Source organism: Pseudidiomarina sediminum DSM 21906 (assembly GCF_000423165.1).
Classification (GTDB): domain Bacteria; phylum Pseudomonadota; class Gammaproteobacteria; order Enterobacterales; family Alteromonadaceae; genus Pseudidiomarina; species Pseudidiomarina sediminum.
This window is the reverse complement of sequence record NZ_AUHL01000006.1, coordinates 37,561-60,846: the sequence shown is the minus strand read 5'-3', so window position 1 is coordinate 60,846 and position 23,286 is coordinate 37,561. Positions and strand designations below refer to the sequence as shown.

The following is a 23,286-nucleotide window of genomic DNA, read 5'->3' as shown; positions in this document are numbered from 1 at the left end:
ATCATGCAAGATTTATTAGCAATGCGCGATCTCTCAAGCGCACAACTGAGTCACTTGATTGATTTGGCTCAAACCATTAAGCAACGTCCAAGTGCGTGGCAAAGCCATTTGCAAGGCAAGAGCATTGCCTTGGTGTTTGAGAAGCCATCACTGCGTACCCGTGCCAGCTTTGCGGCCGGTATTAACCGTTTGGGTGGCCATAGCATCTACCTTGATGCGGCCAACTTAGTCGGTAGCCGTGAGCCAGCGAGCGACGTCGGAGCAAACCTTGCGCTCTGGCACGATGCCATTGTTGCGCGGGTATTCTCGCAGAACACCCTCGATGAGTTTGCCAAAGCGTCTGACAAGCCGGTCATCAACGCACTGAGCGATATTTGCCATCCGTGCCAAGGATTAGCTGACTTGCTCACCCTCACTGAGCACCTCGGCGATTTAAGCAAAGCCTCGCTCACCTATGTCGGCGACGCCAATAACGTCAGCAATGCCTTAATGGCGGGTGCTGCACTGGCAGGTATGTCGATGCAAATCGTCACCCCAGAAGGTTATGGCCCAGATGCTGCGCTACTTGCGGATGCCCAGAAAGTGGCCGCGGAAAACAACGCGACCATCACCTTGCATCACGATTTCAATAACCTGCAACAAACTGATGCTATCTATACCGACACTTGGTTCTCTATGGGTGACGATCGTGATAGCAATCAAGTGATGCACGATTTTGCCCCGTTTCAAGTGAACAGCGACCTCATGAAGCAATTGAAAGCGCAGTATTTCATGCACTGCCTGCCTGCTTACCGTGGCCGTGAAGTCACCGCGGAAGTCATTGATGGTCCGCAATCGTTAGTGCTGCACCAAGCCGAGAACCGGCTGCACGCCCAAAATGCCGTTTTAGTAGAATTATTCGCAGGAGTTTAAGCATGAGCAAGTCATTCAATAAAGTCGTTTTAGCCTATTCTGGTGGCCTCGATACCTCAGCAATCGTGCCGTGGTTGAAAGAAAACTATAACTGCGAAGTGGTCGCCTTTGTCGCTGATGTCGGTCAAGGTGAAGAAGAATTAGCAGGCGTGGAAGAAAAAGCAATCGCATCGGGTGCGAGCAGCTGTTACGTGGTCGACTTGAAAGAACAGTTCGTGAAAGACGTGATCTTCCCGACCCTGAAAACCGGCGCCATTTATGAAGGCCAATACCTGCTCGGTACTGCCGTCGCGCGTCCGATCATTGCCGCAGCGCAAGTCGAAGTTGCTCGTAAAGTCGGCGCGGACGCACTGTGCCACGGTTGTACCGGTAAAGGTAACGACCAAGTCCGTTTTGAATCAGCATTTGCTGCCCTCGCCCCTGATCTTGAAGTGATCGCACCATGGCGTGAGTGGGACATGCGGAGTCGTCCAGACCTGTTGAACTACTTGGAAGAACGTAATATTCCATGTAGCGCATCGGTGACGAAAATCTACAGCCGTGACGCAAACTTGTGGCACATCTCGACCGAAGGTGGCGAGCTGGAAGATCCGTGGAATGCACCGACAGAACAAGTGTGGACCTGGACCAAAGAACCCGAACAAGCGCCTGACACGCCAGTGTATTTGACCTTGTCATTCGACAAAGGTGAGTGGGTTGGTTTAAACGGTGATGCCATTGAACCGGTAAGCGCTATCGATGCCTTGAACAAGCTTGCTGGCGAGCACGCTGTCGGCCGCTTGGACATGGTCGAAAACCGTTTGGTTGGCATGAAGTCGCGCGGCTGTTATGAAACTCCAGCCGGCGAAGTGCTTTATGCTGCACTGCAAGGTCTTGAAAGCTTGGTGCTGGATCGCACCACCCAAGACTACCGTATCCGTTTAGGGAACGAGTTCGCCCAGCTGTTGTACGACGGACGTTGGTTCACGCCATTGCGTGACGTCATGCTCGCGGCAGCGGAAAAAATCGCCGAGCCGTTAACTGGCGACGTCGTAGTGAAGCTCTATAAAGGCAACGTGACCGTGACCCAGAAGCGTTCACCGAACAGCTTGTACTCAAATGCCTTCGCAACCTTTGACGAAGACGAAGTGTATAACCAGAAGCATGCTGAAGGCTTTATCCGTCTGTACAGCTTGGCGAGCCGGATCCGGGCGCTCCATGCACAAAGCGATGAGGCTGCGTCATGAGTCTATGGGGGGGCCGCTTCAGCGAGCCTAGCGCCGCTGAATTCAAACAATTTAATGACTCGTTACGGTTCGACTACAAACTCGCACCCTACGATCTCCAAGCTTCGTTGGCATGGGCGCAAGCGCTCATGCTGGCGGGCCTGTTGACGGCTGACGAACACCAGCAATTGCAGCAAGCCTTGGAAGAGTTGCGTGCCGCAGTGCTGGAACAGCCGGAACTGCCGTTGCAAACCAACGAAGAAGATATTCACAGCTGGGTAGAGTCACAACTGATTGAAAAAATCGGTGCCACGGCGAAGAAGCTGCACACGGGGCGGAGTCGGAATGACTTGGTCGCCACCGACCTGCGGTTGTTCTGCAAAGCTGTTTGTGGCGAGCTGATCACAGCCAACTTGGCAGCGATCAAAAACTTGTTGGCCTTTGCCGAGCGCTATCAAGCCGCGGCGTTGCCGGGCTACACCCACTTGCAACGGGCGCAACCGATCATGGCGGGGCACTGGGCCTTGGCCTATGTGCAAATGCTGCAACGTGACGTCAGTCGTTTAAAAGAAGCGATGAAGCGGATGGACGTATGTCCACTCGGTAGTGGCGCACTTGCTGGCACCACAGCACCACTGGATCGCCAAGCCTTAGCCGAAGCCTTAGGCTTCCGTCACGCCTGTGAAAACAGCCTTGATGGCGTATCTGACCGTGACTTTGCCTTGGATCTGTTGCACAGCGCCAGCACCGGCATGATGCACTTGTCGCGCATCGCCGAAGACGTCATTTTCTACTGTTCAGGCGAGTCAGGTTGTTTTGCCATGAGCGATCGGATCAGCAGTGGTTCATCGCTAATGCCGCAAAAGAAAAACCCAGACTTGTTTGAGCTATTGCGTGGTAAAACCGGTCGCGTGTTTGGTCATCAGCATGCTTTGCAAACCACCTTGAAAGGTTTGCCGTTGGCGTACAACAAAGACATGCAAGAAGACAAAGAAGGCTTATTCGATGCCTTACAAACCTACTTGCAGTGTTTACAGATGTTGGCGTTCGCGGTGCCTGAATTGAGCGTAAATGAAGCCCACGCGCGGCAACAAGCCACCATGGGTTACAGTAACGCGACAGAGCTGGCGGATTACTTGGTCAGTAAAGGCATTCCGTTCCGTGACGCCCACCATATTACTGGTGAAGCTGTGGTGTATGCGCAGCAACAAGGCAAACCACTGGAAGAGCTCACTTTGCCGGAGTTTACTCAGTTTTCAGCGAAAATCGGCGATGATGTCTACCCAGTCCTTGAGCTGGATTATGGCGTACAACAACGTTCAGCACTTGGGGGCACTGCTCCTAGTAGCGTCCGTACCGCCATTAAACATGCCAGTGATTGGTGGCATGCAGCACAGGCTGCGAGCAAGCATGTCCGTCAGGCACGCTTAAGCGATGTCGATAAGATCTGTGATCTGATCGCCTACTGGGCGGAACAGGGCGAAAACTTGCCGCGTAGCAAAGAAGATGTGTTACAAGGCATTCAGAGCTTTGCGGTTGCTGAAATCGACGATGAAGTGGTCGGCTGTGCGGCGCTTTATGTCTATACCACTGGGCTAGCGGAGATCCGTAGTCTAGGACTATTCCCAAGCGCACAAGGCAAGGGGATGGGCGCTGAACTTGTCGCTTTCTTGCTGGGCAAAGCACGTGATTTAGGCATCAGCCGTACCATTGTGTTGACCCGGGTGCCAGAGTTTTTTGGCAAGCTCAACTTCCGTCTGACAGTGAAAGAAAAACTGCCAGAGAAAGTGATCAAAGACTGTGATATTTGTCCGCGTAAGGACAATTGCGACGAGACGGCGCTAGAGTATTTACTCTAGCTCGTCATCTGCCGGGATAGGTAAGCCGCGTCGTTTCAGTTCGGCGCGCACATCTGCAGGGATTTTGTTGGGGTTGTCTTTGCGCAGGTCATCATCGGTCGGTAACGGTTGACCGGTGAAGGCGTGCAAGAACGCCTCACATAACAGTTCACTGTTAGTGGCATGACGTAAATTTTTCACTTGCCGACGGGTACGCTCGTCGGTGAGCACTTTAAGCACACGGGTCGGAATAGAAACAGTGATTTTTTTCACTTTTTCGCTTTTCTGTCCATGTTCAACATAAGGATAAATGTACTTACCGTCCCACTCCATAGTGCACCTTTTTCGTAAAAACCCTGCCTAATGTGATGAATTGTACCTCGGACTACGCTACAGTCAACTTTATACGCTTAGCTGTCTATACGGCCTTTTCCGCTAACCTGTTGTAAGTGTGCTTTATCACGCGGATAAGCAGCCGTATAATCGAACCTTTAACCCCGTAATAAGAGTGCCAGCGCCTTATGAAATTAGCCGTTTCGGACGCACAAATCGAGGCAGTCGCCGAGCAAGTCCAAGTTCACAAATTTGGTGGTAGCAGCCTTGCTGATGCCTATTGTTACCGCCGCGTCGCCCGCATTGTTACTGAATATGCCGGTGCCAGCGATCTGGTCGTGGTCTCTGCTGCAGGCGACACCACCAACCGTATTCTTGCCATTATTGATGCCAAACACGAAGGTGAGCAGACCGGCGACTTTGGCATGGCCGAAGTACTGCTGAAGCAACTTGAGAAGTATCAAAAAGGCCTGATCACTGAGCTGTTAAGCGGTGACCATCAGCAACGCCTGCTCGCACTTTCCGACGCTGATTTTTGTCGTTGGTGGGACTGGCTTGCCGGCAATGAAGTGATCGACAATCGACCGGAACTGTTGTCGTACGGTGAGCTTTGGTCAGCACGCCTATTGGCAACCTTGCTCCTGCAGCAAGGCATGCAAGCGGACTTTATTGACGCACGTAGCTTTTTAATCGCCGACGATGCGCCAGAGCCGCTCATTCGCACCGACATTTCGCGTATCGGTCTGCTCAATCGTATTGCGCCGCATGCTGGCACCCGCTTTATCGTCACTGGCTTTATCTGTAGTGACCCTGATGGCCGCTCATTGATTCTCGGCCGCAACGGTAGTGACTACTCCGCCACCCTAGTCGGTAGTTTAATTGACGCCAAGCAAGTCACCATCTGGAAAGACGTAGCAGGGGTGTACTCTGCCGACCCGCGCAAAGTTGAGCGCGTGGTCAGCTTACCTATTCTCGATTGGCATGAAGCTGAAGAACTGGCGCGACTTGGGAGTCCTGTGCTGCACCCGCGCACCTTCCAACCGGTGGACCGTGAACGCATGGTCATTGCCGTGCGTTCCAGCTTAAAAGTCGAAAATCAGCAAACCCGCATTGGTCAATACGAGGACGTTGAACCAAGCGGCAAAGTGCTTACCGCGCTGACCGAAGTGGTGTTGTTCCGCGTGGACTTGCGTGACGCCAAGTTGATCGATGCCTTTGAAGAGCTTGAGCTAACGCCACTCATCAGCTGGAACGAAGTCGAACACCACCATGCCTATTATGCCTATCACCAAAACCATGCGGAATTCATGACCCGTTGGCTGAGTGAGCGTGATAGCAAGCACAGCGCCGTGCAACTGCCGGGCTATTCGATGTTGGCCTTGGTTGGCAATCGTATTCAAGAATCCGAACAGTATAGCGTGTTCAAGCAAGAAGTTGGTGAGCAAGCCCTGCGTCGCCTAGCCTTAGTCCCTGACAACAGTGCGGTGGTCGCAATTCTTGAACAAAAACTCGATAACCGCCTGCTGAACCGTATTCACAGTCAGCTGTTCAACCATCGCCGCAGTTTGGGTGTCTTGGTGGTCGGTCGTGGCAACATTGGTAGCGCTTGGCTTGCTCTCTACCGCCGCTTGCGTGAGCGCATCAACGAACAAATGGACGTGCGCATTATCGGCATCTTGAACTCCACTGATATGTGGCTTGATTACAACGGCCTCGAACTCAACGATTGGCAAGAGCAGTTTGAGCGCTTGGCGCGCCCATATGAGATGAGTCAGCTGATTCCAGAACTGCCCAACGCGCCTTATGATGAGTTAGTCATGCTCGACTTAACCGATGCGATGCCAGTAGCGCAGTTGTATCCAAGCTTCTTCGCCAACGGCTTGCACATTATCAGTGCCAATAAGCGCGCGGGTGCGTCGAACGAGAGCCAGTACAACGAGATCCGCACCATCCAGCAAGAGTATCAACGTGAGTGGTACTACAACACCACCGTGGGTGCTGGCTTGCCGTTAAATTATGCGCTCAATGATTTACGCAACTCTGGCGATACCATTCGTAGTATCTCAGGCATTTTTTCGGGCACCATGTCGTGGTTGTTCGAGAACTTTAATAGCCAAGTGAAATTCAGCGATTTAGTACGCGAAGCGAAAGCGCGTGGCTTGAGTGAACCGGACCCACGTGAAGACTTGTCTTGCCAAGATATTATCCGCAAGCTGCTGATCTTGGCGCGTGAAATTGGCTTACGTCTCGACTGGAAAGACATCGATGTCGATAGCTTATTGCCTGAGCATCTTGCGGACATTCCTCTGGATGAGTTTATGCAGCGTTTACCAGAGCTCGATGATGGCATGCAAGACCTGTATCAAGACGCCCAGAAAAACGGCAATGTACCGCGTTTGCTGGCTAGTTTTGCAGTGCAAGACGATGACACGGTTCGTGCTCGCGTCGGCATTGAGTACATTCCAGAAGGCGATATGCTAGCCAACCTGATCCCAGGCGAAAACATCTTTGTGATCTATACCGACTGGTATCAAGAAATGCCGTTGGTGATCAGTGGCCCTGGGGCAGGTAAAGAAGTGACTGCAGGCGGCGTTCAGTCTGACCTGAATCAGTTACTGAGCCGCCTGAATAAGCGTAGTTAATCACTAGAAGATCGAGTCGTCATCACCAAAGATGGTTGGTGACGACTTGGTATCCACATACTCGGTCGGCGCAGTACCTGGGATAAAGTACTCAAAGCGCGTGGTGTAATCACTGGCGCGACTGAGCTTACCGGTTTCCAAGTCAATGCGGGCAGAGACAAGGCCTGGAGGTACTTGAAACGGTGCCGCTTCCACCTCTTGCACTGCCACTTCCATAAACTCGATCCACATCGGTAATGCCGTTTTAGCACCCGCTTCAGCACCTGAAATCGGCTGCTCTTCACGACTCAACTTCGGGTGCATCGTGGTGCGACCTAGTGCTCGTTCAAGGTTGTCAAAACCGACCCAGCCCGTCGCAACTAAGCCGCTGACAAAGCCTGAGAACCAAGTATCTTTACTGTCGTTGGTGGTACCGGTTTTACCAACAATGTTACGTCCCACCGCTTGAGTGATCGGTTTTGAGCGCTGTACCCGCCAAGCGGTGCCGTTCCAACCGGTTTTATGGGCCCAGCTGCCACCACCCCATACCGCAGAGTTCATCGCCTGAGTGACCAAGAACGCATTTTGCTCACTGATCACCTGTGGTGCTTGCACAACATCAGCGTCAGCCGGATAACACTCAGCACAAGCCACGGTCGGGCGTGCGCGATACAGCTCATTCCCTTCATTATCTACGATACGAGAAATAAAGTACGGCTCAACCAAGTAGCCGCCATTCGCAAATACGGCGTAACCGCGCGCGACCTCAAGCGGTGTCATCGACGCTGAACCTAACGACAGGGATTCATTGCGGGGTAGTTCGTTGTAGTCGAACCCAAACTTGGTCATGTGCTCAACCACAGTATCGACCCCCATGGCCCGGAGCAACCGTACTGAGACAACGTTCTTCGATTTCGCTAAGGCTTCACGCACACGAATCGGACCCTCGTAGACATCTGGCGAGTTACGTGGACGCCACGCAATCCCACTACCAGGGTTCCATTGGTTGATCGGTGCATCATTGACCAAGGTCGCCAAGGTAAAGCCGTTATCGAGCGCCGCAGAATACACAAAGGGTTTAATGTTCGAGCCTGATTGACGTTTGGCTTGAATGGCTCGGTTAAACTGACTGACTGCGAAACTATAGCCGCCCACCGCCGCTGCAACGGCACCGTCTTGCGGTCGTAATGCGACCAGTGCTGCACTTGGCTCTGGCACTTGCGCTAAACGCCAACCTTGCTCGGTCGCACGCACTCGAATAATGGCACCTGGAGAAAAAATATCACTGACTTTTTCCGGCGGCTCGCCTTGTCGCTCAGCATGCATATACGGACGTGCCCACGCCATGCCACGCCAATTCATGACTTCTTGGGTGCCATTAGCGAATAATAACGTCGCATCGGTTTCGGTAATCGCCGTCACCAGCGCCGGAACCGTCATGCCTATGGCTTCAAAGCGCGCAACTTCAGCCACCAAGTCCAAATCGGTCGGCCGCTCGCTTTCGCGTTCCCACAAGCGCGCTTCGACACCGCGATAGCCATGGCGCTCATCGTAGCCATGCAGGTTCAACTGTACCGCGCGCTGAGCGGCTTGCTGCTGCTTGGCGCTCGTGGTGGTATAAACTTTCATGCCGCTGTTGTAGGCGACATCTTCACCATAACGGGCAACCATTTCAGCACGTACCATTTCCGCAAGATACGGCGCGTCCATGGTCACTTCAGCGCCATGGAGCTTGGTCTCAATCGGCTCAGCAAGCGCCGCTTGGTATTGTGCCTCAGTAATTTTATCTTCTGCGAGCATACGGCCGAGCACAACCGCGCGTCGCGCTTTTGCGCGCTCAGGACGCGAAATAGGGTTCATGGTCGAAGGAGCTTTCGGCAGACCAGCGATCATCGCCATCTGCCCCAGCGTTAATTCGTCGAGCGACTTGCCGTAATACACCTGCGCTGCAGCACCAATACCATGAGCGCGATGGCCAAAGGCAATTTTGTTCAAATAGAGTTCAAGAATTTCGTCTTTCTCGAGTTGTTGCTCAAGGCGTAAGGCAATGAAGGCTTCTTTGGCTTTACGTGTGAGCGTTTGCTCAAAAGTAAGGTAGAAATTACGGGCTAACTGTTGCGTGATGGTACTACCACCACCTTGGATTTCGCCGGTCGTCACCATTTGAAAAAGCGCACGCGAAACCCCGATCGGGTCAATCCCAAAATGCTGGTAAAAACGTTGGTCTTCGGTTGCAAGAAAAGCATCGATAAGGGGTTGTGGGACATCTTCTAGCGCCACAGGAATACGGCGGATTTCACCGAATTGAGCGATCATCTCGCCATCAACCGAATACACCTGCATCGGTGTTTGCCAACTCACGTCGCGTAATTCAGCGACACTCGGCAACTCATCTTTGTAGTACAGGTACATACCACCAACGGTGATTGAACCTAGTACGATTGCAATAATTAAGCTATAAAATAACCACTTAACAAGCTTCACGGAGTATATCCTTTTGCGGATGTCGTGCTATCTTTAACCAAAACAATAGGATTGCATTGATTGCGAATTAGTGTCGCCTATTATAGAAATTACAGTAAAGATTCCTACGTTTACGCAAAAACTGCTATGCTTCTTTACACTAACCTTACCAATCTGTACATCAACGTCACAGCTGGCAAGAACAACAACGAATTATAAACCATTTGTCATTCCCATCGGGAGAAATTTATGGGACTGTTTGGTCTAGGTAAAAAGCCAGGTTTAGGCATCGATATCGGCACGGATGCAGTCAAAGCTATTGAGCTACTCCCGGCAGGGGACACCTACGACATCATTGGTATTGCAGAAACGCAGTTACCTCGTAACCTCATCACTGATGATGAGATTACCGATATTGAAAAACTGTCACGGGCACTCAAACAAACGCGAAAATCACTCGGCAAACGCTCTTTAGATGTGGTGAGCTCCGTTTCCGGCAGCCAAGCTATTTCTAAACAGGTGGCGATGAGTATCGATCTTGATGATGATGCCATTGCTGAGAAAATTGAAACCGAAGCAGAGGCGCTGATTCCGTATCCTCTGGCTGAAGTGCGTTACGATTTTGAAAGTCTTGGCGAACATCCAACCATGCCAGGACAACAACGCGTCTTAGTTACCGCCACCCGTACCTTGAGTGTCGATACGCGTGTGCAGGCACTCGAAGCGGTCGGTTTTAAAGTGCGCATCATGGACGTTGATAACCAAGCTATTTTGCGGGCCTGTGATCACGTGATCCCGCACCTTCATCCTGAACTCTATGACGACCACTTGCCATTGTTGGTGCTTGATATCAGTCACGCGGCAGTGCAAACCATTGTGCTAAGTGCCGGTGAAGTCATGTTCACCCGCTACCAAAGCGGCGGCTTGAACAATTTACTCAACGCGTTGAACCCTGACAGCGAGCACGATCAAGGCGAACTCCTTGCCAAACTGCGCGCCAACGAAATCGAAGACTTCTCGCCGCTGGTCATTCAAGACTTCCTTGGCAACTTGTGGTCACAAATCAGTCGCGGGATTCAAATTTATCGCAGTAATGCGACCAAGAAAGATTTTTCAGGGATTGTCCTGATCAATAGCGGTGCAATGTTGCCACTGATTGTGGAAATGGTGAGTGAGCAAGCCGATTACTCCGTGGTCAGCCTTAACCCATTCAACCACTTTACCTTGCCTGATAAGTTTGAGCATTTATACGCTCACGGCCCGCGTTTTGTTGAAGCCTTGGGCTTAGCATTAAGGAGCTTTACGCCATGGCACACGTAAACCTACTCCCTTGGCGTGAACTCGCGCGACAACGTGCCAAACAAAACTTTGGTGTGCATGTTTTTATTGCCATCGCGATAGCTGCTGGACTCGTTTTTGCGGGCTATACCGTCATTAAAGACTACCAACAACAGCAAAAAGCACGGAATCAGTTTCTGAGTTCACAAATTCAGGTGCTCGACGAACAAATTAAAGAAATTGATGAAATCAATGCTAAAAAAGAAGGCATTGTGACGCGCATGAGGCTTATTCAGTCGTTGCACCAAGATCGTAATACCGCGATTCGAGTGGTCAACGAGCTCTCAGCCAAAGTGCCTGATGGGGTGCACATTCTCCAAATTGAGAAACGCGGCAATCAGCTCAACATGCGAGGACGTGCCGTCTCGAACAATCGGGTGTCGGAGTTCATCCGCGCGATGAGTGAATCTGATACCTTTACCCAACCCGTTTTGCGGGAAATCGCCTCTGATTATGACGCGAGCGAAGGACCGACACGCTACAACGCCTTTACCTTAAGTGTGTCAATCAAAATGCCTGAGGCACCTCAATTCTTAGCAGAAGGAGGCGCGCAATGAGTAAGTCAATGAAACTCAGTGAACTTACCTTAAACAACTTGCCGTCGTGGCCGCCTGCCTTTCGATTTGCTGCCTTGGTCATTTTAATCATTGCGGGTTTAGGGCTTGGCTATCAATTTTTGCTTGCCGATCAATGGAAAGCCTACAAGCGCGATGTGGCCAAAGAGCAACAACTGAAGATCGACTACAAACTCAAGTATCAAACAGCGGTGAATCTACCGATTTACCGCGAGCAATTGGTGCAACTCAACCGCAATCTCGAAACCTTGCTCGATATGTTGCCCACCGATGACGAGACCGCGCGTTTACTTGATGACATTACCCTTGTAGGGACCCGCAGTGGCCTTGAGTTTAATCGCATCGAATGGCTACCAGCGCAACCTCGTGAGTTTTACACGGCGCTCCCTATTCGTGTGGAGCTGACCGGTAGTTATCACCAACTCGGTGAATTCATTGGTCAAATTGCAGGTCTACACCGCATCATCAACGTGAAAGACTTCTCGTTAAGTAGCAATGATTTGAATGACGAATTGGCGCTCGATATTACTGCAGAGACCTATCGTCAACAAACCTTGAGGGCTGAGCAATGATGAAGAAACTTGCTTTGCTAAGCGCAGCGGCCCTCCTTGGCGCTTGTAGTCAGGGGTCGCAACAAGATCTGGTTGCCTACACCGAGGAAGTGAAAGCCGCCGCAATACCAAGCGTATCGCCGTTACCGGCGATGCCAGAATTGGCGCAAATGAGCTACACCGGCAGTGCGTTTCGTAATCCTTATGAGCCTGCGCCTCTGAGTGCGCCAGGGCCAGGAACAAATGCGCCAGGTTGTCCGCAGCCGAACTTAGACCGTAAACGTGAAGAGTTGGAATCACTTGGGCTGGATCAGTTTACCTTGGTCGGCACCATGCAAACCAACCAACACCAAGGCCAAGTTGCCTTGGTGAGCACCAACCAAGGGCGCCTCTACCGCGTTGCAGAGGGTGATTACCTTGGCCTAAACTTAGGTGAAGTAACCCAAATTACCCAAGAATTTATAATGATCGAAGAATGGGTTCCAGCCGGCGACGGCTGTTGGCAGCAACGTGAAACCGCTTTGCGCCTACCAGGAACACAAGGGAGTAACCGTCAATGAAGTCCGTCATCCGCCTGCTAATGCTTACCTTGCTGTTGCCTTTGGCCGTAAATGCCAATGAGCTACTCCGTGTCGAGCAAATTCCGCTCGCTAAAGATCGTTTTAACCTTGAAGTGCACTTTACTGAAGCGGTGAAGGAGCCTGTTGTGCGCCGCAGTGACGATCCATTAGTGCATGAGTTCCTGCTGTTAGGTACGGCCAATGAGCTCAACGATGGTATTCAGCAGCTTGCTGATCATCCTCTGTTGCAGAACGTAAGTGTCGAACAACAACGGGAAGACACCTTGCTGCGTGTCACTACGACCCAGCCGCTTGAGCACATGATGAGTCGCTATGAAGGGGTGATGGTGTTGGTGTTTGTCGCTAATGATAATGCACCTAAACGCGCCACCGCAGCCACCGCTCAACCACAGCCACGCCCAACACCAGCAACCTCACAACCATCTCAGGTTGATGAAGCCCCTGCTGTTGCGCCTGCGCAAGTGACCACAACCACAGCGCAGCGCTCTGATGAGTCAAGCCTCACGGACATTGATTTCACCCGTTTACCGAACGATAAAGCCCTGCTGCGCGTGCAACTTAGCGATCCTACCATCGAGCACCAAGCACGCATGCGTGGCAACCGTTTGGAAGTGACCTTATACGATACGGAGATTGCCGATGACCTTCTCTACGTGTTGGATGTCAGTCAGTTTGCGACGCCTATCGCGCATGTCGAAACCTTCCGTGAAGGGAACGACGCGGTCATCGTGGTAACAGGTAAAACGGCGTTCCGCCATCAATTAGAACAAATTGATGGGTCGCTCAACCTAAAATTTGAAGAGCCAGTGCAAGTGGTCGCTAATGACGGTTCACGTCGTCCGGTGTCGTTGAACTTCCAAAACGTTCCGGTACGTCAGTTGCTGCAAATTCTTGCCAACGAAAACAACTTGAACTTAGTGGCCAGCGAATCTGTGACCGGGAACATCACCTTACGCTTACAAAATGTGCCTTGGGAACGTGCCTTGAACACGATTTTGCGTGTGAAAGGTCTTTCAAGTCGCATGGATGGCAATATCCTGATTGTAGCGCCAGCAGATGAATTGGCCGAAAACGAAGCGCAGGAACTGGAAGCCAAACAACGCTTGTCACAGTTGGCACCGCTAGAGAGTACCTACATTCAAATTAACTACGCCAAAGCGATCGATATCGCCGCGATTTTGCGTACCGAAAGTTCGGATTTGCTCTCTGAGCGTGGGGCCGTGACTGTAGATGAGCGGACGAACACCTTATTGGTACGTGACACTGCACGCCAAATTGAAGAAGTCGAGAATATGGTGCGTACGCTTGATGTAGCCGTTAAACAAGTGGTTATCGAAGCACGTATGGTTACCGTACGTGACAATATCAGTGACGAACTCGGCATCGACTGGGGTATCAGTAACGATACCGCTGGCGGCCCTGATATTTGGGGCTCAGGTACCGAAACCTCAGGTGACTTCAACATCAACTTGCCGGTTTCAAATCCAGCAGCCACTATCGGTTTGCAGATCGCTAAGCTTGCTGACGGCCGTATTCTCGATCTCGAGCTTTCGGCGATTGAGCGTGAGAATAAAGGTGAAATTATCGCCAGTCCACGCATTACCACGGCGAACCAGAAAAAAGCCTATATCTCTCAGGGTACTGAAATTCCGTACGTTGAAAGTGCGGCCTCTGGCGCAACTTCGGTGCAATTTAAGAAAGCTGTGTTAGGGCTAGAAGTAACGCCACAAATCACCCCAGATAACCGCGTGATCATGGACTTAGTGATTACTCAGAACACCCGAGGTGAAACCGTTTCAACCCCTACCGGTCCAGCGGTATCCATTGATACACAAGAGATTGGCACCCAAGTGTTAGTCGAAAATGGTGAAACCATCGTACTTGGTGGTATCTATCAGCAACAGATCTTAAATGACATCAACAAAGTACCTGTACTGGGCGATATTCCCTACGTCGGCGTACTGTTCAGAAACGATAGTCAGATCAGTGAAAAACGAGAGTTGCTCATTTTCGTTACACCTCGAATTATAATGACAACGCCGTAATCCTTGCCTAAATGGCTGTGACTTGCGATAATCCCGCCTCTTTTTGGTTGGGTAAAGGAAGGTCAAACGACACTCCGGATTCCGTGAGTCACAGCTGTTATTAACGAGTGATGTAAAGCAAAGATATGGCTGAAAAACGTAACATTTTCTTGGTAGGCCCTATGGGGGCTGGTAAAAGCACAATAGGCCGACAACTCGCTCGGCAACTTCATCTCGAATTCTTTGACTCTGATTCAGAGATCGAGCGCCGCACCGGTGCAGATATTGCCTGGGTCTTTGAGCTTGAAGGTGAAGACGGCTTCCGCGCGCGCGAAGAAAAAGTTATTGAAGAACTTACCGAAAGCACCGGCATTGTGCTCGCCACTGGTGGTGGTTCGATCTTGAGTAAAGAAAGTCGCAACCGCTTATCTGCCCGTGGTATCGTGGTTTACCTCGAAACACCTATTGAAAAGCAATTGGCACGCACCCAGCGCGATAAGCGTCGCCCATTAATTGCTGATGCAGAAAACCCACGCGAAGTTCTTGAGGACCTCGCTGAGCAACGTAACCCACTGTACGAAGAAATCGCTGATATCGTGGTCCGTACTGACGAACAAAGTGCAAAGTTCGTGGTTGACCAAATCATCGAAAAAGTGGGGCTTTAATTTCAAGGAACGCTATGCAAGCCGACAACCAAGCCAGCACAAAGCACATTCAAGTTGGGCTTGCAGAGCGTAGCTATCCTATCTATATCGGTCAGCAATTATTACCGCAACTGGCGGCGTTGCTACCGAGCTTGCCACAGCAAATTTGTATCATCACCAACGCCACGGTAGCCGAGCATTATCTCGCTACAGTGCAAGCTGCATTGCCAGCAGAGTGCACCGTGATTGTGCATTATCTTGAAGACGGTGAGCATGCCAAATCATTAACCAGTTACGGGGCGGTGATGGACGCCCTGATCGATGCAAGCTTTAACCGCGATTGCGCTATTCTTGCACTCGGTGGCGGTGTGGTCGGCGATTTAGCTGGCTTTGTCGCTGCAACCTACCAACGTGGTGTCGATTTTTATCAAATTCCCACCACCTTACTGGCGCAAGTGGACTCTTCGGTTGGCGGCAAAACGGCCATCAACCACCCGGGCGGTAAAAACCTGATTGGTGCCTTTTATCAACCGAAAGCGGTTGTCATCAGCATTGATTGCTTGAATACCCTAACCCCGCGCGACTTCGCTTGCGGGGTAGCCGAGGTGATCAAATACGGCATTATTCACGATGCGGCCTTCTTCGCGTGGCTTGAGCAAAACCAAGCCTCGCTCGCAGCCCGTGCTCCTGCAGCCTTAGTGCATGCCATCTCGCGTGCCTGCGAAATCAAAGCCGAAATGGTCGCAGCCGACGAGCGTGAACAGGGTGTCCGCGCCTTGCTGAATCTTGGCCATACCTTTGGGCATGCCATTGAAGCTGAATGCTATGAAGACTGGCGCCACGGTGAAGCCGTGGCAGCAGGAACGGTTATCGCAGCGCATTTTATGCAGCAAGCCAATGAACTTAGCGGCGCAGATTACCAGCGCATCGAGCAGTTATTGCAAGCGTTTGAGCTACCAGTGCGCGCACCTTTACTCGCCGAAAGCCGGTGGCAACAGCGCATGCAACGTGATAAAAAAGTACAAGCAGGCCAACTACGCTTGGTACTCCCCACGCGTATTGGTCATGCCGAATTGCGCAAAGTGAGTGATTGGCCTGCCGTTTGGGCAGCCATTGCAGCCTTAAGCGAAACCTCTCAATAAGTTTGGACCGACACTGGTGAATAAGAAACATCGCGCCTTTCTTAAGTGGGCAGGCGGCAAATACAATCTGGTCGAGCCAATTACCGCCCTACTGCCTGAGGGCAATAAGCTTATTGAGCCTTTCGTTGGAGCTGGTTCGGTGTTTTTGAATACCGATTACGATCAGTATGTACTGAACGACGTGAATCCAGACTTGATCGCCCTGTTCAAAATCATCAAGCGCCGTCCGCAAACCTTTATCAATGATGCGCGCAAGCTGTTTCATCCGCGCAACAACAGTAGCGATGCGTACTATCACTTACGCGAAGTGTTTAACCAAAGCGACGACTCTTATCAGCGCGCGCTTCTGTTTCTGTATTTGAATCGCCACGGTTACAACGGCCTTTGCCGCTACAATCGTTCGGGCCGTTTTAATGTGCCTTTTGGACAATATGGCAAACCCTACTTCCCACAAGCTGAAATTGAAGTCTTTGCTGAGAAAGCACAACGCGCGACCTTTACCTGCATGAGTTTTGAAAAAGTTTTTCGTCGTGCTCGTAAGGGCGATGTGGTGTATTGCGATCCACCCTACGCGCCGCTTACAGCGACCGCGAACTTTACCAGTTATGCGACCGCCGGTTTCAGCCTTGATCAGCAACATGAATTGGCGCGCCGAGCCGCCCATGCCGCACATAAACGTGGTATTCCCGTGCTTATTAGCAATCACGACACCGACTTAACTCGGCTGCTATATGCCGATGCCGACTTACAAAGTTTGCAAGTCGCACGCTTTATTAGCCCCAAAGCCGACGGTCGTACCAAAGTCGCAGAGTTACTAGCCCTTTATGCACCAAACGTTAGCGGTGCCAATGTTATTTCGCTCGCACAAATGAAACGCAAGGTGGCGTTATGAGTGCCTCGTTCACTTGGCAAGTGCAACGCTTTTCTGACCTGACTACGACCGACCTCTACGCCATCTTAGCGTTACGGCAAGCCGTGTTTGTGGTGGAGCAAAACTGCCCCTACCAAGACGCCGACGGTAGTGATGAGCGGGCGTGGCACCTCTTCGCACGCAGCGACGATGGCAGTTTAGTGGCCTATGCACGCTTATTCGCCCCCGCTAGCGCAGCGCCTTACAGCCGGATTGGCCGTGTGATCAGCGCCGGCAGTGTTCGCCGTCAAGGGCTTGGGCGTGAACTGATGCGTCGCGCCATTGACTGGTGTCAAAGCCAGGCACCTACAGCGCCCATTCGTCTCGGCGCACAAACCTATTTACGGGCGTTCTACCAAAGCTTTGGTTTTGTCGAGATCAGTGAAGAATACCTCGAGGATGGTATTCCGCATGTCGATATGGAGCGCCCAGCATGAGTGCGTTTGAGCTGGTCGAAACGCCACAAGGCTTAGGCTTACGCTGGCATGAGCATCCTGAAATGAAGCCGCTCGTGATCGATTTTCTCAGCGGTAAACAAGCCTATCGCGGCCAACAAGCCAACCGCAAAGACGAAGCCATCGCACGCGCCTGCTTGCTCGGCGAGGCGACCAGCGTGCTCGACGGCACCGCTGGACTGGCTCGTGATGCGTGGGTTTTAGTCCAACTGGGTGCACAGGTTACCTTAAACGAACGCCAACCTATGGTGCGCGCACTCTTAGCCGATGCACTCGAACGTCTCTATCGGGATGACACCAGCTGGCAAAATCGTATACAGCTACTTGCCAGCGATGCGCTCGCTCAAGTAGCCGCTGATAGCTTCGACGTCGTGTATCTCGACCCTATGTATCCCAAAGGTGACCGCAAGCAAAAGGCGGCGGTTAAAAAAGACATGCAAATGTTCCAGCACTTGGTCGGTGCCGATGAAGATGCTGATGCTTTGCTTGCACCAGCGCTACGGATTGCGCGCAAACGCGTGGTGGTAAAACGCCCGCAGCATGCTGATTTTTTAGCGCAGCAAAAGCCCTCTAGCCAAGTGATCAGTAAAAAACATCGCTTTGATATTTACTTAAAGCCCGTGGTCTCATGAAACAACACTTCGACGTAATCATTATTGGTGCCGGCGCTGCTGGCTTGCACTGTGCATGGCAAGCGGCTGCACGAGGCCTTAAGGTCGTGGTGCTCGACCATGCCAAACAAGCGGGCAAGAAGATCCTGATCTCCGGCGGCGGACGCTGTAACTTCACCAATATGTACGCCAGCCCTGAAAATTACCTCTCGCAAAACCCACACTTTTGTAAGTCAGCACTGAGCCGCTATACCCAGTGGGACTTCATTGCACTGGTCGAGAAACACGGCATTGCCTATCACGAAAAGACGCTGGGCCAACTATTCTGTGATGACTCTGCCAAAGCCATTGTGCGCATGCTACTGGATGAATGTGATCAACATGGCGCCAAAGTACAACTACGTACCGACATCGAGCAAGTCAGCTGGCAAGACGAACGCTACCAGTGCGTAACATCACAGGGCGTGTTCCAGGCGCCGCAATTAGTGGTCGCCTGTGGTGGCCTATCGATGCCTAAACTCGGTGCCACGCCATTTGGGTATCAGTTAGCGGAACAGTTTGGCCACCGTATTCTACCGGTGCGCGCAGGCCTTGTGCCTTTCACCCTTCACGACGCTGAAAAACAAGCCTACAGCGAGCTCTCCGGCCTCGCGCTTGATGTCACGGCCAGCACTGACGCAACCAGCTTCAAAGAAGCCATGCTGTTTACCCACCGTGGTTTAAGTGGTCCAGCAATCTTGCAGATCTCTTCTTATTGGCAGCCAGGTGAAACCGTACAGATTGATCTCTTGCCGGGCCACGACGCTCATACCGAACTGCAGCAACTGAAACAATCACGGCCGAAACTCGGCTTGCGCAGTGTTCTTCAGCAATGGTTCCCGAAACGCTTCGCGCTCACCTTTGCCGAGCAACAACAATGGCCGGACAAAAATCTCGCCGACTGCAGCAACGCTTTGCTCACCCAAGTTGCTGATACCTTGCATGCTTGGCCGGTAAAACCCAACGGCACTGAAGGTTATCGCACCGCAGAGGTCACTTTGGGTGGCGTCGATACCGACCAACTCAGCTCAAAAACCATGGCCAGCAAACACCAGCCCGGCCTCTACTTTATCGGTGAAGTCGTTGATGTCACCGGTTGGCTTGGCGGCTACAACTTCCAATGGGCATGGGCCAGCGCGCACGCCTGCGCAAGTTCTTTATTCAGATAAGTTGACGATAAAATTTGTACACTAATTTCATCAAGAGCAACAAAGTGTGTACCCAATGATATTTATATATCCCTCTTCCTCAGCTAGCCAAGAAAAGAGGAAGCGCAACGTTCTCGTCTTGTTTCAATAGCTAAGATCTGACCGTCAACACAACGTGATTGGCGCATAGAATATCAGTCATTCCAAGATAAGTTCCCCAATGAGTAGAATCGTTACAAATTTAATCGCTGGTGGCTATACCGTTGATAAAGATCGAGCCGTACATGATAATAAACGTGATAATCAAGGGTAATAATTAGTATTGTATAACTATGATGTATACTCGGAGGTATACATCCTTTATTTTTATAACGGAATATTTTTATGAAAACTGTATTCGGAGCTTCAGTTCTCTCGTTTTGCTATTCATTCTTATTTATACAATTTCTTATATCTCTAATTTATGGAGATGGGACTGCTTTTAACACAACAAACTTCATTATATTGTTTATTTTGAGTCCATTTGCATTTGGCTACGTAAGTGAAGTTATTAAACTGGAAGGGTTAAGGGTTATTGCTTGGTTAGGCCTTGCTATACTAATTAGTATATCTTCTTATTTTATTTTTTATAACAGTGGGATTAATTAGTATTTTTATATTTAATAGCTGAATTTATTAAATATAAAACACCTTTAGATATCTCGCAATTAGTCGCAGTATCAAGGGTGCTACCCTGTCAAATGTAATTTGCCAATCATATACAAGCAGGTCTGCAATAGGTGCTATTGGCGGCGCTGCTCAAGGTGCACAATAAAACCTAATATTTAGGACTTAGTCGCCTGTGATTTTGCAGGCTGCATTAATTAGGATAAATCGATGAAGTTAATAACTTTAAGTATAATTGTTGTATGTGGCTTGTTTGTTATACTTGGCTTTACAGATCAAATAGAGTTCGCATTTATCGGAGCAGCATCTCTCATACCTATAAATTTATTATATGGCTCTAAGCGATTTTCTGAGTTTCAGCAAGATAAAAAGAAATACGACGGGCCAAAAGTCTTTGCTCATCCACTGCTGATACTTTTCGTGCTTATTTTTAGTAGGCCTTATTGGCTTGGTTAGCAATTGATACTAGCTTGCTAAAACCAACTGTAAATTATAGTAGTTAATTGTAGCTATTTTGCGTATCAGAATTGTGCATCGCAATGAGTTTGACGGGCTTAACTGCCCCCCAAGAAAAAAGATCCACAAAGACCGTCAACCAACCATCATTTATTCACAAATAAGAAATAAATATGCAATACAGCTGTCATAACACAGTCATAGGGTAACTATAGATTAGTGGGCTTCCATTCCTAATGCAGTAATCAGGACCCACTACATATGTATTCAAAAAGTAAAGTTTTCTGCGCCATCGCCTTGGCTTTAAGCACGCCTGCAGCATTTGCTGAATCCTCATCAACCAGCACAGCGCAAGACAACGACGTTGAAACCATCGTTGTGACGGCTCGTGCAGGCAGTAAAACCTTACGTAAATCAGAAGCGAGCTACGCGGTCTCCACCATCAGTGAACAAGATCTGATGATGGATGCACCAATGAGCGTCGCCGATGTGATGAAGTCAGTTCCCGGATTTTGGGTGGAGTCATCAGGTGGCGAAGCTTCGAATAATATTCGGGTACGTGGTATCCCACGTGACGGTTACTCCTCGATTTCACTGCAAGAGAATGGACTCGCCATTCAGCATGATGGTGGCTTGGGTTACCTCAACTCCGATCAATCGTTCCGCTTAGATGAGACCATTGAGCGCGTAGAGGTCGTTCGCGGTGGACCATCGTCTGTCTTCGCCTCGAATGCGCCTGGCGGCGTGGTCAACTTTATTACGCGTAAGGCCTACGATGGCGAGCGCATCGTTTTCAAAACAGAGCTGGGCGACTACAGTCACGGCCGCATTGATGGCTACTATGGCACCCCGATCGGTGAGGATATGTTCGTTTCCGTCGGTGGCTTTTATCGCACCAACGATGGCGTTCGGGATCCGGGCTTCGATGCCAATAAAGGCGGGCAGATCCGCTTTACTCTAGGGAAGCGTTTCGACAGTGGCGAATTGCTTTTTGATTACCGTTATTTAAATGACAGAACGGCATTCCTTTTACCCGTTCCGCTAGCTCAAGATAGCAATGGTGACATCACAAGCATGCCGGGCTTTGATGCAAATTACGGCTCATTTATGAGTCCTGAAGTTGAACATAACCGTTACCGGGACCCTAGTGGCAATGGCTATGACTTTGACCTGGGCGATGGTACGCACACCACCTTGCACCAATATTCGATGTCAGCAGACTTTAACGTTTCTGAGTGGACCATCAAGAATAGCTTCCGCTACCGCTTGAGTGACACCTTGCGCAATGGTCTGTTCCCAACCGGAGGACTTGAGTCCGCAAACGATCGCATCGCAAGCTATGAAAATGCCCTTGCCGGCATGATTCCAGGTGATGCGAATGTCGAGTTACGCTTTGCCAACCATCCAGGGCTCACCTTCGACCCCAACAATAATGCCGGCAACGGTATGGTACTGAATGGGAATTTACTCTCTGTCGACGTACCCCTTGATGAAATTATTAACGACCTACGCATAAGTCGTCAGTTTAATTTTGGCGAACAGAGCCATGACGTGAGTTTTGGTGTGTATTACGCCGACTACGACTACGAATTCAATCGCTATATGGCCACCGCGATGTTTGAAGTACGTGATCAGCCACGGTTGCTTGATGCCGTCGTGACCCACAACGGTGAAGACATTCTTGCGATTTCAGAAAACGGCATTCTTCGTTATGGCTCGCTCTATAATCGTGTCGATGGTGAAGGACAAACCTTAGCGGCTTATGTCGCCGATGAGTGGCAAATCAATGATCAACTGCGTATCGACCTTGGTGCACGTTACGAGTGGATTGAGTTAGGTGGCCAAGTCGAAGGAACAACGGTCATTGATTTAGAGCAATCCGCAAGTCTTGCGGATGACCAATTCATTACGGGCAATGGCATTTTTACGCCTATCGATGAGAGCTACAATGAACTCGCTTGGACCATTGGCGCTAACTATCAAATCAATAAAAAGTTTGGCTTCTTTGGCCGCTATACCGACAGCTTCCGCACCCCGAATGCGTCTGACTTCAACGGCAATCCTGAGCGAGATGACTTGCGTGTTGAGCCGATCAGTATGGCTGAAGTCGGCTTGAAATACGTTCAAGATAATTTGAATGTCTATGCCACAGCGTTTTACACCTATTTCGACAACATGCGCTTCACCGACTACGCCTTTGACAATGACACCAATACGTACACGCAGCAAACGGCCTATGGTGATACCGAAACCTTTGGTATTGAACTAGAAGCGCTCTGGACCCTTACCGATTGGTTCGATTTAGGAGCTACCGCGACACTACAGTCGCCTGAGTATAAAACCTTCTCGTTTACCAACAGCGCGGGCGAAGCGATTGACTTCGGTGGTAACCAGCTCATTCGTGTACCAGAAGACTCAGCGCGGATTACCGCAGGGTTTAACTTACTCGATGGCGATTTACGGACGGAGTTAGTGGTCGAACACTATGGAGATCGCTATGGCGACGTCGCGAATCAGGTGGTGTTACCAGAATATCAATCGCTCAATGCGAGTGTGATGTACTACCTGACGCCTAATTTAACCTTCCAATTGAACGCACAAAACTTGACCAACGAAATCGGGCTCACCGAGGGCAACCCTCGTGCAGGCCAGTTCATTGGTGAAGGTCAACAAGCTGACGGTTACTTCTTGGCGCGCCCCATTCTTGGCCGAACCATTCGAGCCTCTTTACGCTATCAATTCTAACTGACGGGCCCCCAAGGTAACTTGGGGGT

Annotated in this window: 18 protein-coding genes; 16 read left to right on the top strand and 2 right to left on the bottom strand. The window is 50.6% G+C overall.

Going from position 1 to position 23,286, the window contains the following annotated elements:
* The first annotated feature begins 3 nt into the window (after positions 1-3).
* The 3 genes from argF to argH are packed head-to-tail and all read left to right on the top strand — an operon-like array spanning position 4 to position 3,976.
* Positions 4-912, top strand: coding sequence for an ornithine carbamoyltransferase (gene argF, locus G535_RS0102005; RefSeq protein ID WP_026860534.1), 909 nt, complete (start codon positions 4-6; stop codon positions 910-912).
* Between the two features lie 2 nt (positions 913-914).
* The gene (locus G535_RS0102000; protein WP_026860533.1) at positions 915-2,138 is read left to right on the top strand and encodes an argininosuccinate synthase; all 1,224 of its coding nucleotides are present in this window, start codon (positions 915-917) and stop codon (positions 2,136-2,138) included.
* Positions 2,135-3,976 carry an argininosuccinate lyase gene (gene argH, locus G535_RS0101995; protein ID WP_026860532.1) on the top strand — a complete coding sequence of 614 codons (1,842 nt, stop codon included), beginning with the start codon at positions 2,135-2,137 and terminating at the stop codon, positions 3,974-3,976. Before G535_RS0102000 ends, argH begins: the two co-directional genes overlap by 4 nt.
* Here the strand turns inward: argH and metJ are convergent.
* On the bottom strand, positions 3,968-4,288 hold the full coding sequence (gene metJ / locus G535_RS0101990) for a met regulon transcriptional regulator MetJ (RefSeq protein ID WP_026860531.1): 321 nt from the start codon (positions 4,286-4,288) through the stop codon (positions 3,968-3,970). The genes argH and metJ overlap by 9 nt on opposite strands.
* Before the next feature lie 188 nt (positions 4,289-4,476).
* Here metJ and metL point away from each other — a divergent pair, with 188 nt between their 5' ends.
* A complete protein-coding gene (gene metL / locus G535_RS0101985; protein ID WP_051206899.1) occupies positions 4,477-6,930 on the top strand; it encodes a bifunctional aspartate kinase/homoserine dehydrogenase II in 2,454 nt (817 codons plus the stop codon).
* 3 nt (positions 6,931-6,933) lie between these two features.
* On the opposite strand, the gene G535_RS0101980 is transcribed toward metL, so the two are convergent.
* Positions 6,934-9,393: a penicillin-binding protein 1A gene (locus G535_RS0101980; RefSeq protein WP_026860529.1), complete on the bottom strand. Its 2,460-nt coding sequence runs from the start codon at positions 9,391-9,393 to the stop codon at positions 6,934-6,936.
* Positions 9,394-9,621: 228 nt separating this feature from the next.
* Between G535_RS0101980 and pilM the strand changes: the two genes are divergently transcribed.
* The 12 genes from pilM (at position 9,622) to G535_RS0101910 (ending at position 23,257) form a co-directional block, all read left to right on the top strand.
* Complete coding sequence (gene pilM, locus G535_RS0101975; protein ID WP_026860528.1) at positions 9,622-10,692, top strand: type IV pilus biogenesis protein PilM; 1,071 nt, start codon at positions 9,622-9,624, stop codon at positions 10,690-10,692.
* The gene (locus G535_RS12665) at positions 10,680-11,267 is read left to right on the top strand and encodes a PilN domain-containing protein (RefSeq protein WP_051206898.1); all 588 of its coding nucleotides are present in this window, start codon (positions 10,680-10,682) and stop codon (positions 11,265-11,267) included. The genes pilM and G535_RS12665 overlap by 13 nt, the downstream gene beginning before the upstream one ends.
* Entirely contained in the window at positions 11,264-11,857 is a 594-nt protein-coding gene (locus G535_RS0101965) for a type IV pilus inner membrane component PilO (RefSeq protein WP_026860527.1), read from the top strand. Before G535_RS12665 ends, G535_RS0101965 begins: the two co-directional genes overlap by 4 nt.
* Positions 11,854-12,396 (top strand): pilus assembly protein PilP, encoded by a 543-nt coding sequence (locus G535_RS13770; protein WP_051206897.1) that lies wholly within the window; start codon positions 11,854-11,856, stop codon positions 12,394-12,396. The genes G535_RS0101965 and G535_RS13770 overlap by 4 nt, the downstream gene beginning before the upstream one ends.
* The gene (locus tag G535_RS0101955) at positions 12,393-14,462 is read left to right on the top strand and encodes a type IV pilus secretin PilQ (protein ID WP_026860526.1); all 2,070 of its coding nucleotides are present in this window, start codon (positions 12,393-12,395) and stop codon (positions 14,460-14,462) included. The genes G535_RS13770 and G535_RS0101955 overlap by 4 nt, the downstream gene beginning before the upstream one ends.
* Before the next feature lie 125 nt (positions 14,463-14,587).
* A complete protein-coding gene (gene aroK, locus G535_RS0101950) occupies positions 14,588-15,106 on the top strand; it encodes a shikimate kinase AroK (protein WP_026860525.1) in 519 nt (172 codons plus the stop codon).
* Between the two features lie 14 nt (positions 15,107-15,120).
* Positions 15,121-16,227, top strand: coding sequence for a 3-dehydroquinate synthase (aroB, locus tag G535_RS0101945; RefSeq protein WP_026860524.1), 1,107 nt, complete (start codon positions 15,121-15,123; stop codon positions 16,225-16,227).
* A 13-nt stretch (positions 16,228-16,240) separates the two neighbouring features.
* Complete coding sequence (locus G535_RS0101940) at positions 16,241-17,119, top strand: Dam family site-specific DNA-(adenine-N6)-methyltransferase (RefSeq protein WP_026860523.1); 879 nt, start codon at positions 16,241-16,243, stop codon at positions 17,117-17,119.
* Positions 17,116-17,574, top strand: coding sequence for a GNAT family N-acetyltransferase (locus G535_RS0101935; protein ID WP_026860522.1), 459 nt, complete (start codon positions 17,116-17,118; stop codon positions 17,572-17,574). Before G535_RS0101940 ends, G535_RS0101935 begins: the two co-directional genes overlap by 4 nt.
* Positions 17,571-18,224, top strand: a complete 654-nt coding sequence (locus G535_RS12655) for a class I SAM-dependent methyltransferase (RefSeq protein WP_034727340.1) — start codon at positions 17,571-17,573, stop codon at positions 18,222-18,224. Before G535_RS0101935 ends, G535_RS12655 begins: the two co-directional genes overlap by 4 nt.
* Positions 18,221-19,411: a BaiN/RdsA family NAD(P)/FAD-dependent oxidoreductase gene (locus G535_RS0101925; protein ID WP_026860521.1), complete on the top strand. Its 1,191-nt coding sequence runs from the start codon at positions 18,221-18,223 to the stop codon at positions 19,409-19,411. The genes G535_RS12655 and G535_RS0101925 overlap by 4 nt, the downstream gene beginning before the upstream one ends.
* Positions 19,412-20,773: 1,362 nt before the next feature.
* Positions 20,774-23,257, top strand: a complete 2,484-nt coding sequence (locus G535_RS0101910; RefSeq protein WP_026860518.1) for a TonB-dependent receptor — start codon at positions 20,774-20,776, stop codon at positions 23,255-23,257.
* Positions 23,258-23,286 lie beyond the last annotated feature (29 nt).